General features: G+C 68.2%; 13 protein-coding genes. 3 read left to right on the forward strand and 10 right to left on the reverse strand.

The annotated features are described in order from the left end of the window. Nucleotides 1-158: 158 nt before the first annotated feature. From AC1Q7Q_RS01200 to AC1Q7Q_RS01210, 3 genes are read left to right on the forward strand one after another with little or no spacing between them, the layout of a single operon-like run. Nucleotides 159-2,837: an ABC transporter permease gene (locus AC1Q7Q_RS01200; RefSeq protein WP_492376644.1), complete on the forward strand. Its 2,679-nt coding sequence runs from the start codon at nucleotides 159-161 to the stop codon at nucleotides 2,835-2,837. Between the two features lie 46 nt (nucleotides 2,838-2,883). Beyond that, a complete protein-coding gene (locus AC1Q7Q_RS01205) occupies nucleotides 2,884-3,321 on the forward strand; it encodes a group II truncated hemoglobin (protein WP_492376645.1) in 438 nt (145 codons plus the stop codon). Nucleotides 3,322-3,359: 38 nt separating this feature from the next. Beyond that, nucleotides 3,360-3,977, forward strand: a complete 618-nt coding sequence (locus tag AC1Q7Q_RS01210) for a DUF924 family protein (protein WP_492376646.1) — start codon at nucleotides 3,360-3,362, stop codon at nucleotides 3,975-3,977. A 125-nt stretch (nucleotides 3,978-4,102) separates the two neighbouring features. Here AC1Q7Q_RS01210 and AC1Q7Q_RS01215 read toward each other — a convergent pair whose 3' ends face one another. The 10 genes from AC1Q7Q_RS01215 to AC1Q7Q_RS01260 form a co-directional block, all read right to left on the reverse strand. After that, nucleotides 4,103-4,687 carry an LOG family protein gene (locus tag AC1Q7Q_RS01215; RefSeq protein ID WP_150983726.1) on the reverse strand — a complete coding sequence of 195 codons (585 nt, stop codon included), beginning with the start codon at nucleotides 4,685-4,687 and terminating at the stop codon, nucleotides 4,103-4,105. Continuing rightward, nucleotides 4,684-5,382, reverse strand: a complete 699-nt coding sequence (locus AC1Q7Q_RS01220) for a TetR/AcrR family transcriptional regulator (protein ID WP_492376647.1) — start codon at nucleotides 5,380-5,382, stop codon at nucleotides 4,684-4,686. Before AC1Q7Q_RS01220 ends, AC1Q7Q_RS01215 begins: the two co-directional genes overlap by 4 nt. 138 nt (nucleotides 5,383-5,520) lie before the next feature. After that, on the reverse strand, nucleotides 5,521-6,033 hold the full coding sequence (locus AC1Q7Q_RS01225) for a diacylglycerol kinase (protein WP_492376648.1): 513 nt from the start codon (nucleotides 6,031-6,033) through the stop codon (nucleotides 5,521-5,523). Continuing rightward, nucleotides 5,921-7,087: a glycosyltransferase family 4 protein gene (locus tag AC1Q7Q_RS01230; protein ID WP_492376649.1), complete on the reverse strand. Its 1,167-nt coding sequence runs from the start codon at nucleotides 7,085-7,087 to the stop codon at nucleotides 5,921-5,923. The genes AC1Q7Q_RS01225 and AC1Q7Q_RS01230 overlap by 113 nt, the downstream gene beginning before the upstream one ends. Nucleotides 7,088-7,194: 107 nt before the next feature. Then, nucleotides 7,195-8,211 (reverse strand): metallophosphoesterase, encoded by a 1,017-nt coding sequence (locus AC1Q7Q_RS01235; RefSeq protein WP_492387119.1) that lies wholly within the window; start codon nucleotides 8,209-8,211, stop codon nucleotides 7,195-7,197. A gap of 166 nt (nucleotides 8,212-8,377) precedes the next feature. After that, nucleotides 8,378-9,355 carry an esterase/lipase family protein gene (locus AC1Q7Q_RS01240; RefSeq protein WP_492387120.1) on the reverse strand — a complete coding sequence of 326 codons (978 nt, stop codon included), beginning with the start codon at nucleotides 9,353-9,355 and terminating at the stop codon, nucleotides 8,378-8,380. Continuing rightward, a complete protein-coding gene (locus tag AC1Q7Q_RS01245; protein ID WP_492376852.1) occupies nucleotides 9,352-9,918 on the reverse strand; it encodes an RDD family protein in 567 nt (188 codons plus the stop codon). Before AC1Q7Q_RS01245 ends, AC1Q7Q_RS01240 begins: the two co-directional genes overlap by 4 nt. A 193-nt stretch (nucleotides 9,919-10,111) precedes the next feature. Next, complete coding sequence (locus tag AC1Q7Q_RS01250; RefSeq protein WP_492375510.1) at nucleotides 10,112-10,891, reverse strand: DUF3106 domain-containing protein; 780 nt, start codon at nucleotides 10,889-10,891, stop codon at nucleotides 10,112-10,114. A gap of 2 nt (nucleotides 10,892-10,893) precedes the next feature. Continuing rightward, nucleotides 10,894-11,328 carry a DUF3619 family protein gene (locus AC1Q7Q_RS01255; RefSeq protein WP_441640624.1) on the reverse strand — a complete coding sequence of 145 codons (435 nt, stop codon included), beginning with the start codon at nucleotides 11,326-11,328 and terminating at the stop codon, nucleotides 10,894-10,896. After that, entirely contained in the window at nucleotides 11,325-11,891 is a 567-nt protein-coding gene (locus tag AC1Q7Q_RS01260) for an RNA polymerase sigma factor (RefSeq protein WP_006156852.1), read from the reverse strand. Before AC1Q7Q_RS01260 ends, AC1Q7Q_RS01255 begins: the two co-directional genes overlap by 4 nt. Nucleotides 11,892-12,059: the final 168 nt, after the last annotated feature.

Consider the following 12,059-nt stretch of genomic DNA (forward strand, 5'->3'; position numbering starts at 1 on the left):
CCAATCCGGCCATAATCTGGCCCTGGTCCGGCGGATGCGCGCCGGGATCCTCCCGCTGGTGTCCTGTCGTCGCGCCAATCCTGGCCTGCGGCTGGCCCGGCTGGCCGCCACCATGCATGTGCACGGACAAGAGATTAGAGATTAGAGATAAGAGATCAATGTCTTCAGAACCCGCCTCCCAGCACGTTCCCGCAGCCGCCACCGCAGCCGCAGCCAGCGCGGCAACCACTACCGTCGCGGCATCGTGCGGCGCCCGCCCGACGCGCTTCTCGCCCTGGCGCCAGGCGTTGCGCATGGCGCGGCGCGATTGGCGCGCCGGCGAGCTGAGCCTGTTGCTGTTCGCGCTGGTGCTGGCCGTGGCGGCGCTCAGCAGCGTGGGCTTTCTGGCCGACCGCATGCGCCTGGGGCTGGAGCGCGACGCGCGCCAGATGATCGCCTCCGATGTGGTGATCGTGTCCGACCAGCCGTTCGATGCCGTCTTCGCCAGCCACGCCGCGCAAGCGGGCCTGGCTACCACGCAGACGGTCACCTTTCCGAGCATGGCGAGCGCGCGCGTGCCGGGCAAGGCCGCCACGACGCAAGGGCAAGGGGCGGCTAGCGGGGCTCAGGCCGATGCCCCTTCGCAACTGGCTGCGCTCAAGGCGGTCGCCCCCGGCTATCCGCTGCGCGGGCAGCTCAAGGTGGCGGCCGGGCCCGGGGCGCCGGAAGCCGCCGCCACCGGCATTCCCGCCGAGGGCACCGTCTGGGTGGACGAGGCCTTGCTGGACTCGCTCGGCGTTGCCATGGGCGACACCATCCAGCTGGGCAGCCGCGCCTTTCGCATCGACCGCATCCTCACGCAGGAACTGGATCGCGGCGCTGGTTTCATGAATTTCGCGCCGCGCGTGATGTTGCCGCTGTCTGACCTGGCCGCCACGGGGCTGGTGGGCTGGGGCAGCCGGGTCTCCTACCGCCTGCTGGTGGCCGGCCCCGATGCCGCCGCGCAGGCCTACCAGAAGTGGGCTGAGGCCGAGATCGACAAGCGCGCGCTGCGCAACACCCGGGTCGAGTCGCTGGAATCCGGCCAGCCGCAGATGCGCGCCACGCTGGACCGCGCCGAGCGTTTCCTGTCGCTGGTGGCGGTGCTGTCGTCGATGATTGCCGCGGTGGCCATCGCCATGTCGGCGCGCCGCTATATGCAGCGCCACACCGATGCCTGCGCGGTCTACAAGTGCATGGGCCTGTCGCGCCGCGAGATCCTGCTGGCTTTCGGGCTGGAGTTCCTGCTGCTGGGCGTGGGCGGCGCCGTGGCCGGCGTGGCGCTCGGCTACCTGGCGCACTATGGCCTGCTGCTCTCGCTGGGTAACCTGCTGACTGTGACGCTGCCGCAGCCTTCCGTCCTGCCGGCCGTGGTTGGTGTGCTGGCGGGTGTCGTCCTGCTGGCGGGCTTTGCCTTGCCGCCGCTGCTGGCGCTGACCCGGGTGCCGCCGCTGCGCGTGCTGCGGCGTGACGTCGGCGCGCCGCCGGTCTCGACCTGGATCGCCTACGGGCTCGGCCTGGGCGCCTTCGTGGCGCTGCTGCTGGTGGCCGCGCGTGATCTCAAGCTGGGGCTGACCACCGCGGGCGGCTTTGTCGCCGCCGGCGTCGTGTTCGCGCTGCTGGCCCTGGGCCTGCTGAGCCTGCTGTCGCGGCTGATGCGTGGCCGGCGCCTGGCGCGCGGCAGCGTGGGCTGGCGCTTTGCGCTGGCGGTGCTGGAGCGCCGCCGCGGCGTGACGGTGCTGCAGACGGTGGCGCTGGCGGTGGGCCTGATGGCGCTGCTGCTGCTCGGCATGACCCGCAACGACCTGATCGCCTCCTGGCGCAACGCCACGCCGGCGGACGCGCCCAACCGCTTCGTCATCAATATCCAGCCGGACCAGCGCGCGCCGCTTGCCGGCATGCTGCAGCACGCCGGCATCGCCGACCTGCTGTACCCGATGGTGCGCGGCCGCCTGACGCATATCGCCGGCCAGCAGGTACGCGCCGAGCGCTTTGCCGATGGCCGCGCCCGCAACCTGGTCGAGCGCGAGTTCAACCTGTCCTATACCGACGCGCTGCCGGCCGGCAACCGCGTGGTGGCGGGCAACTGGCTCGGCGCCGGGAAGGGCGGGGCCGGGGCCTCGGTGGAGGAGGGCATCGCCAAGACGCTGGGGATCCGGCTCGGGGACACCTTGCGCTTCGATGTGGCGGGGCAGTCGGTGGAGGCGCCGGTCACCTCGCTGCGCAAGCTGGACTGGGGCTCGATGCGGGTCAATTTCTTCGTCATCCTGCCGCCCTCTGCCATGCAAGGCTTGCCACAGACCTATATCACCGCCTTCCACCTGCCGCCCGCGCAAGCCGCGCTGGGCAACCGCATGGTGGCGGCCTTCCCGAACATCACGGTGGTCAACACCGACATGATCCTGCGCCAGATCCAGGACGTGCTCGACCAGGTCATCGCCGCCGTCGAGTTCCTGTTCGTGTTCACGCTCGCAGCCGGCGTCACCGTGCTCTATGCGGCGCTGTCCGGCGCGCGCGACGAGCGCAAGCGCGATGCCGGGCTGCTCAAGGCGCTGGGCGCATCCGCCGCGCTGGTGCGGCAGACCCAGTACGCGGAATTCCTGGTGGTGGGCGGGCTGGCGGGCCTGCTGGCCAGCCTGGGCGCGATCGCGGTGGGCTGGGGCTTGTCTCAGTTCGTGTTCGATTTCCCCTACCGCTTCAATGGCTGGATCGTGCCGGCCGGTGTGCTTTCTGGCATGCTGTGCGCTTTCGCGGGCGGCTGGCTGGGTTTGCGCGAGGTGCTGCGGCAGCCCGCGCTGGCTACGCTGCGTGATGCGTGATACCTGAAGCCTGAACCACTGAAGCCCGAACCATCCCTGAGTGTTTATGAGTACCGATTCCAAGCCTGAAGATGCGGCATCCACGGCATCCGATGCCGCCCCCGAAGTCACCGCCTATGAGTTGATCGGCGGCGAGGCGCGCGTGCGCGAACTGGTCGACCGTTTTTACGACCTGATGGATCTGGAGGACGAGTTCAAGGGGCTGCGCGCGCTGCATCCCGCCTCGCTCGACGGCTCGCGCGACAAGCTGTTCTGGTTCCTGTGCGGCTGGCTGGGCGGCCCCAACCACTTCATCGAGCGCTTTGGCCACCCGCGCCTGCGCGCGCGCCACATGCCGTTCGAGATCGGCACCAGCGAGCGCGACCAGTGGATGCGCTGCATGGCGCTGGCCATGCAGGACGTCGGCCTGCCCGAAGACCTGCAGCTGCGCCTGATGCAGGCCTTTTTCGGCACCGCCGACTGGATGCGCAATGTGCCGCGTTGATGGCCAAGGCCACCCGACCTGCCACGGATCCCGACACCATGGCTGACACGCATCCCAACCCCGCCACGGACCTGCCTGCCGACGCCCGGCGCGTGCTCGATTTCTGGTTCGGCGCGCCTGGCTCGCCGGCATGGAACACAACACGCTCGGTATGGTTCACCAAGTCCGCTGACTTCGACGCCACGGTCCATGCTGCCTTCCTGCCACTGTGGGAAGCCACGCACGCGGGCGCGAATGCGGGCTGGGCGCAAAGCCCCGAATCCGCTTGCGCACGCATCGTGCTGCTCGACCAGGTGCCGCGCAACGTCTTTCGCGACGACCCGCGCAGCTTCGCCTCCGATGCGCAGGCGCTGGCAACAGCCCGGCAGATGGTGGCGAGCGGCGCTGATCGTCTGCTGCCCACGGCATTCCACCGCATGTTCTGCTACATGCCGTTCGAGCATTCCGAAGCGCTTGCCGACCAGGACACGGCCGTGCAGTTGATGACGGCGCTGCGCGACCAAAGCCAGGGCAAGGTGGACGTGGTGGACTGGGCGCTCAAGCACCGCGCGGTGATCGAGCGTTTCGGGCGCTTCCCGCATCGCAACGCCATGCTGGGGCGCAGGGATACGGTGCAGGAGAGCGCCTTCCTGCGGGAACCCGGCTCGTCGTTCTGAGCGGGCCCCGCGTAGCGCAGCCGCTATCGCGGGGTGGTGGCGGTGTGGTGGCGGGGCTGGGGCGCAAGCCGATGTGGCTGGCCCTCGGCATCCGGGCCTCGGGCCTCGGGGCGCGTGGAGCACCATCAGGTCTGCTCGCGCTTCTCCTGCCACTTGTCCACCAGCAAGCGCGGCGCGTTGGCGAGCTTGTCGAGGATGCCTTCGGGCGTAGGCGCCACATGCAGCAGGTCGTTGTGGACCTGCTTCAGGAAGCCTTCGTCCACGGCGTGCTGCATGAAGCCCAGCATGCTGTCGTAGAAGCCTTCCACATTGAGCAGTCCCACCGGCTTGGCGTGATAGCCCAGCTGCAGCCAGGTGAAGGTCTCGAACAGTTCCTCGAAGGTGCCGACGCCGCCCGGCATGGCGATGAATGCATCGGCGCGATCGGCCATCATCTGCTTGCGCTCGTGCATGTTGCGCACCACGTGCAGCTCGGTCAGGCCGCGATGGCCGACTTCCTTTTGCATCAGCGCATCGGGAATGATGCCGATGGCGGTGCCGCCGTTGGCCAGCACGGCGTCGGCCACGGTGCCCATCAGCCCGACCTTGCCCCCGCCGTACACCAGCGCAAGGCCGCGCTCGGCCAGGGTCTTGCCCATGGCACGCGCCGCGGCGGCGTACTCGGGGCGATTGCCGGGGCTGGAGCCGCAATAGATGCAAACGGACTTCACTTTTTTTCCTTTTCTGTTTGCGCCGCCTTGGCGGCGGCGTATTCCTGGGCTTGCTTGTCGAACGCCTGGCGGGCCTTGCCGCGCAGGTAAGGGGCCAGGATCGAGAAGATATGGTAGCTGGCGCCGTGCAGGTAGCCGCGGATCAGCTCGGGGTCGTTGTACTGGCGCGGATGCTGCACGAACTGGAACGACAGCCAGTAGGTGGCGATCACCACGATATTGGTGCAGATGGCCTCGACCTGCTCGGGCGTGGCCTCCATCTCGCCGTCTTCCTGGAACTGCCGGCAGATCTCCATCGCAAAGCGCTTCTTCTGCTCGACGATGCGCTTGAAATTGGTCTCAAGCATGCGGTTGCGCGCCAGCAGGTCGTTGATGTCGCGGTACAGGAAGCGGTAGTTCCACAGGAACTCCGCCATGTACTGCAGGTAGCCCCAGCTTTCGTCCAGCGTGGCCTTGTGATCGTCGGGCAACTTCAAGCGGCGCTCCATCTCCTGCTCGAACAGCACGAAGATGGAGCTGATGATGTCGTCCTTGTTGCGGAAATGATAGTAGAGATTGCCGGGGCTGATCTCCATGGCTTCCGCAATGGTGGTGGTGGTGACGTTGGGCTCGCCCACCTCGTTGAACAGGCGGAGCGAGACGTCCAGGATGCGGTCCCGGGTGCGGCGGGGACCGGCTTGCTGTTTGGGTTCCATAGGCGACCGGGCGAGCGGCAATTCGGTAAGTTGAAGGCGATTATAAGCAATCGCCGTTTGCCGCAATGCCGCAAGCGCCTTTAGCCCCGTCCGCGCGCCGCCGTGCCGGGCCTGCGCCGTGCTTGCGCCGCTAGCCTGTCAGGCCGCCAGCGCGCGCAGCCAGTCCATCGCGATCGGCCCGGCAATGGCCAGCCAGGTGCCGCCGCATAGCACCAGCGCCAGCATGACCGCTGCGCTGCCGAAGTCCTTGGCGCGCTTGGACAGGCTGTGCCGCTCCAGCGAGATCCGGTCGACCGCGGCTTCCACGCTGGAGTTGAGCAATTCCACGATCAGCACCAGCAGCAGGGTGCCCAGCAGCAGGATGCGCTCGACAATGCCGACCGGCAGCAGCAACGCGCAGGGCGTGAGGATCACCACCAGCGTCAGCTCCTGGCGAAACGCGCTTTCTTCCAGCACCGCGTAGCGCAGGCCGGACACCGAGTTGATGCCGGCATGCCAGGCCCGCGCCAGGCCGCGGTTGCCCTTGTGGGGGTTTTGCTCAATCGTGTAGTCGCTGTTCGGCGAGTCCGGGTGCGGTGCCGGGGCTGACGTGACGGTCTGTGGCGCCGGCGGGCGGTGCGGTTCGGACGGTGGGCGATGCGGAGTCGGCATGTTCGGAGAAGGGGCGGGCAGTGGTGCCGTTCGTGCCGTTGGGGGTCGCGCGTACGGCCGGCAGCGGCTGCAGGTGAGTCAGGAACTGCTCGGAGGCGGCGCGCCACGAGAACCGTTCGGCATGGGCGCGAGCGGTGGCGCGGTCAATGCGCAGCGCTTCCAGGCAAGCTTCACGCAAATCTTCGTGCATCACCCCGGCGTCGCTGTGGCCGAGCACATCGATTGGCCCGGTTACCGGATAGGCCGCCACCGGCAGCCCGCTGGCCAGGGCTTCGAGCAGCACCAGCCCGAACGTATCGGTGCGGCTGGGGAATACGAAGACGTCGGCCGAAGCATACACCTTGGCCAGCTCCGGCTGGGTCAGTACGCCCAGGTAGTTGGCCGCCGGATAGCGCGCGCGCAGCGACGCCAGCGCCGGGCCGTCGCCCACCACCCACTTGGAGCCGGGCAGGTCCAGCGCGAGGAAGGCCTCCACGTTTTTTTCCACGGCGACACGCCCTACGTAGAGAAAGATCGGGTGCGCTGTGTTGAGCACGTTAGCCTGCTGGGTGGTGAAGACATCGAGGTCGACGCCGCGGGTCCACAGCACGCCGTGGGTGATGCCAAACTGATGCAGGTCTTGCAGCACCACCGGTGTCGGCGCCATCACGGCGCGCGCCGGGCCGTGGAACCAGCGCAGGAAGCGGTAGGTCCAGGCAAGCGGAATGCCGAAGCGCGCCTGCACGTACTCCGGAAAGCGCGTGTGGTAGGCGGTGGTAAACGGCAACTGCTCGCGGATTGCATAGCGGCGCGCAGCCAGCCCGAGCGGGCCTTCCGTGGCGATATGCAGCGCGTCCGGCGCGAAGGCGCGGATGCGCGCGCGGACCTTGGCGCCGGCGAACAGGGACAGCGCGATCTCCGGATAGGTCGGGCAGGGAATGGTGGTGAATTCCTGCGGCGTGATCAGCTCCACCGTGTGCCCCATTGCGATCAGCTCGCGGCGGGTGGACTTGAGCGTGCGCACCACGCCGTTGACCTGCGGCTCCCAGGCATCGGTGACGATCAGGATCTTCATAGCTGCTCCTTGCGGCCAGGCCGCGTGGGTGGCCGGCCTCGGCGAGGCCACGGCCATACCGTTGTACGGATGGCGGCGTGTGGGGCGGGTGCCGCGCTCAAGTCTCGTCAGGCTGTGGCGACGGCGCGGCGCCCGGCCGTGGCCGGCGCATCGAGCAGGGTGGTCCAGTAGACGATCTGCAATTCGCCGTCCTGCGTCTCCACCAAGGCGGAGAGGCTCTCCACCCAGTCGCCGTCGTTGCAGTAGAGCTGGCCGTCGACCTCGCGGATCTCGGCCTTGTGGATATGGCCGCAGATCACGCCATCGCAGCCGCGCCGGCGCGCCTCATCCACCATCGCCTGCTCGAACGAATTGATGTAGTTGACCGCGTTCTTGACCTGGTGCTTCAGGTATTGCGACAGCGACCAGTAGGGAAAGCCCAGGCGCGCGCGGATGCGGTTGAAGTGCCGGTTGATGGCCAGGATCAGGGTGTAGAGCGAGTCGCCCAGGTAAGCCAGCCAGCGCGCGTGCTGCACCACGCCGTCGAACAGGTCGCCGTGCACCACCCACAGGCGCTTGCCCGCGGCGGTGACGTGGACGGCATCTTCGCGCACCGTGATATCGCCGAACGCGAGGCCGTCGAACTGGCGCGCCACCTCATCGTGGTTGCCCGGCACGTAGATTACCTCGGTGCCCTTGCGCGCCTTGCGCAGCAGCTTCTGCACCACATCGTTGTGGCTCTGCGGCCAGTACCAGCCGCGGCGCAACTGCCAGCCATCGATGATGTCGCCAACCAGGTAGAGCTGGTCCGATTCATTGTGCTTGAGGAAGTCGAGCAGGTAGTCGGCCTGGCAGCCGGCCGTGCCGAGGTGGATGTCGGACAGCCAGATGGCGCGGTAGTGGCGGGTGGGATGGGACGGATGCGGGGGCTGGGTGGTGGCTTCAGGGGGCGGGACGCTGGCCGGAGAGGTGGCGCAACGCCCGGGAGGCCGTTGCTGCAAGTCGCTGGCCGGTGGCATGAAGGCGGCCAGCGCGGCAGGCAATGACATGGGCCGCGGCAGGGATTGCGACTCGGCGGTGCGGCTGCGCAGCAGTTGCGTGGCCTTGGCCAGATGTCCGCGGGCAGAACGAAGAGCTTGAACCATGGCGGCCTCGGTAGCGACGATGGCTGCATTGGGCCAGTGGCGCGTGACGAAGCTGTTAAGGAAACATGAACGTCATATGACTGTTGTGGGGGAGGTGGTTATTGCGTGGCTATTGCGTGGCTTGCGCGGCTGGCGGGGGCTTCCAGTTGCTGCCGCCGTCGTCTCATCAGGCCGCTGGCGCCACCGCTGACAACTGCGCCAGCGCCCGCAATACAGCCTGCGTGGCCACCGGATGCCGCAGCAGGCTGACATGCCCGACGCCGCTGAGCGCCACATGATGCGCGCCCTCCATCCAGGAGGTCCCCAGCGGCCCGGCAATCGAATCATGCCAACTGAAGATCGACACCAGGGCAGCGCGCTGGCGTGACGTTTCGCGCGCTGCCAGCGCGCGCAGCCAGGCGCTGGCGCAGCGCATCTGGCGGGAATTGAAGCCCCTGCCGTAGCGGGCCAGCACGCAGCCGTGATGCGGTGTGCCCAGCGTGACGATGCCGCGGCAGGGAGGCGGCTTGCCGCGGCCCGCCAGCGCGGCGCGCGCGGCCAGGCCGCCCATGCTATGGCAGAGCAGCAGCGGCGGCTGGCCGGTGGTGGCGGCGATACGCGCGATGGCGGCGCGCACTTCGAGGGCGTATTGGTCGATGTCGCCAAACACCGGGTCCAGATCGATCGCCTCGCAGTGGTAGCCGGCCGCCGCCAGGGCGGGCTGCATGTCGAGCCAGACGGCGTGGTTGCAGCCATAGCCGTGCACCAGCAGCAGCGGCGGGCACGAGCCCGGGGCTTTGGCCGGGCGCAAGCGGCGGTGCGAGCAGAAGGGCTGCAGCCAGTTGAACATCCGGAACACGGCGGCGTATTCGCGCAGGTAGCAGCCCAGCGCCTGCCATGGCGTCAACCGGGCTGGCCGCAAGGCCTGCAGGGCGGGTGGGATGGGGGGGCGCGTCGCCTCGGGCTCGCCCAGGCCGAACAGGGTAAAGACAAAGGCGCTGGCAACAGACAGCCCAAAGATCGCCAGCACCACGCCAATGCCGGCTAGCAGGCCGATGGCGAGGGGCCACCCATGCAGGGCGTTGAGTTCGGCAGCGCAGCCTAGTGCCACGGCGGCCTGCAATGCCACCGCGATGCGGCGCAAGGCGGCAGCCGACAGGTTCATGGCATGGGCGGGCGCAGGTCGGCCAGGCGGGTGCGGGCCAGGCGGTCATGCAGGAACTGCCGCCTGGGGTCGAGCAGGGCCAGCATGACCCAAGCCAGCAGGCCAGCGCACAGCACGCCGACGAACGGGCCCTTGACCAGGCCGAGCACGTGCCCGAGCGCCGCTGAAGGCGGCAGCCAGAGCCATGCCAGCAGGTAGCGCAGCGCGGCCTGCGGCCAGCGCGGGGGCACGCCCGCGGCCGTCTCAACCCGCATGCGCCAGGTCTGCATGGCGAGCGTCTGTCCGTTGCGCTGCCAGAACCAGACGAAGTAGCAGCCCAGCACCAGGAAGCTCCAGCACTGCATCGTGAACGGGCCGTCCAGCCCGAGCTGTTGCAACGCCGGGCGCGCCAGCAGATAGACCCCCGTCGAGGCGCTTAGCACGCCGAACAGCAATACGCCTTCGTACAGCATGCAGGCGATGCGGCGGCGGATCGTCGGTGCATCGGCCGGGCGCGAGGGACTGGCCGGCGCGCCCGATGCGGCCGGCTTGGCGTTGGGTTTGGGCGTGGTCACGGCGGGCATGGCGGGTATGGCGATAGGGCGGTAGGGCCGTCAGGCCGGAGGAGGGCAAGGCCGGGCAGCGAGGGCCGGGCAGCGAGGCTGCAAGCGAGCACGGCCGGGCCGGCGCAAGCGGCATTATGCCAAAGCGCGGGTGGGGCGGGTAGCTTGCGTGGGAGGGCGCGGGTGCAAGCCGGCCGCACAACCGCGTAGCGGTTCAGCGGCGCACCGGCTCGTCGGGCGTGGCGGTAGCGCTGGTGCTGCTGGCCGTGGCCTCGGTGGCCGCTTCGCGCGGCGTGTCCACGGTCGGCACCGGTGCGCCGGCAGCGGTGCCTGGCAGGGCAGCTTGGGACTCCGCCGCCGGCGTGCCGGCAGCGGGCGGGCGGGCGCGCGCGGCGGCCGATGTGGCGCCGGCGGGTGCCTTCTTTTCCAGGTGCAGCTGCCGCGTGGTCTCGGCTGGCAGGCGCTTGCCGGAGGGCAGGGCGCTGACCGCGCCGGGGCGGCGCGGCACTTTCTCGGCAGCCGCCAGGTTCTTTTTTTGCTCTTCCGGCAGTTGCTGGTACTTGTTCCAGGCCTCGGCCTTCTTCTGGGCGGGCAGCGAACGCGTGATCTGGTAGTTTTCGCGCGCCAGGCGACGCTGCTGAGGCGTCATCTTGACCCATTCGGTCATGCGGGTCTGAAGCCGCGCCTGTTCCGCGGGCGAGAATTTCTCGTATCGTTCCGCGATCTGCAGCCATTTGCGCCGGTTGAGCTCGGGGAAATTGTTCCACTCGCCTGCCAGCGGCGCGAGCACGCGCTGCTGGACGGCATTGAGCTCGTTCCAGTTCGGGTGCGCATTGGCGATGCTGGCCGCGGGTGCACCACCGGGGTGGCCGCCCTGAGCCTGGCAAGTGGCCGGAACCAGGGACCAGATCGTGACGGCGGCGGCCAGGCCGGCCAGCAGCAAGGCCGCCAGCCGCCGGCGCGGTGCGTCGGGGATGATGTCAGCGCCGGCCATGCCTACTGACCGCGCTTGAGGAACACGTGGAAGCCCTGATCCGCGTATGCCGTCGGTGGGAGGTCGTCGAGCAGCATCGCTGCGTCCACATCCGCCAGCTCATCGACGCGCTTTTGCTGCTGCCAGTGGTAGATGCCCGCCAGCCCGGCGGCCAGCGCCACCAGCGTCCATACCAGCCCAAGGCGGCGCAGCCAGGAACCTGCGCGGTGGAGTGCCGAGTCGTCCTCGTCGAAAGAGAGCGTGGGCATCCCAGCCGAGGCCAGCTGCGGCACGGCGACGGCGGCATGCGCTTTCTTGCGAGACAGCGCAATCCGCCGCGCGGCGGCAAGCCGATCGGTCACATTGTCCGGCAACGCATTCGCAGAGGCATCGAGTGCCGTGCGGATATCGTGTGCCAGGCGGCGTTCGTTGATTTCTTTTTCGTTTCTGGTGCTCATAGTCGGACCCCCCGCGCTCGCAATGCCTGCGCCAGTGTGTGCGTGGCACGGGAACAGTGCGTCTTGACGCTGCCTTCGGAGCATCCCATGACGGCAGCCGTTTCCGCGACGTCCATATCCTCCCAGTAACGCATCAGGAAGGCTTCGCGTTGACGTGTCGGCAGGCGCTGGATCTCCTGTTCGATGATGTGCATGGTCTGGGCGCGTTCCACCTTGTCGGCGCTGCTTTCCGCAGATTCGGAGCCGATTTCGGCCTCGAAAGTGTCGAGCAGGTCATTATCCTCGCCTTCGCGATCGTCGCGCAGGTTGGAAAACAGGGTGACCCAGGTATTGCGTACTTTCTGGCGGCGGAACCAGTCGTGAATTGTGTTCTGCAGTATGCGCTGGAACAGCGGTGCGAGCTCTGCGGCGCTCTTGTCGCCGTATTTTTCGGCGAGCTTGATCATCGCGTCCTGGACGATGTCCAGGGCGGCTTCGTCGTCGCGCACCGCAAACACGGCCTGTTTGAAGGCGCGCCGCTCGACGCTGGCGAGAAAGTCGGATAGTTCCTGATCGGTTGCCATGCAGGCGGGGTACAGACGGTGGGGCCTTGGCCGGTGGAAGTGCAGGGTAGGGCTTCTTGCACGTCCAAAATGGTGGGATGCTAGCAAATAACCCCCCCGGTGACCATCCTTGTTCTCTTTTGTGGTCATTCAGGCTCAGCGCGTGGCGGGGGAGTCTGAAGGATGGCG

The sequence above is a fragment of the Cupriavidus sp. GW823-FHT07A04 genome, from assembly GCF_058794615.1.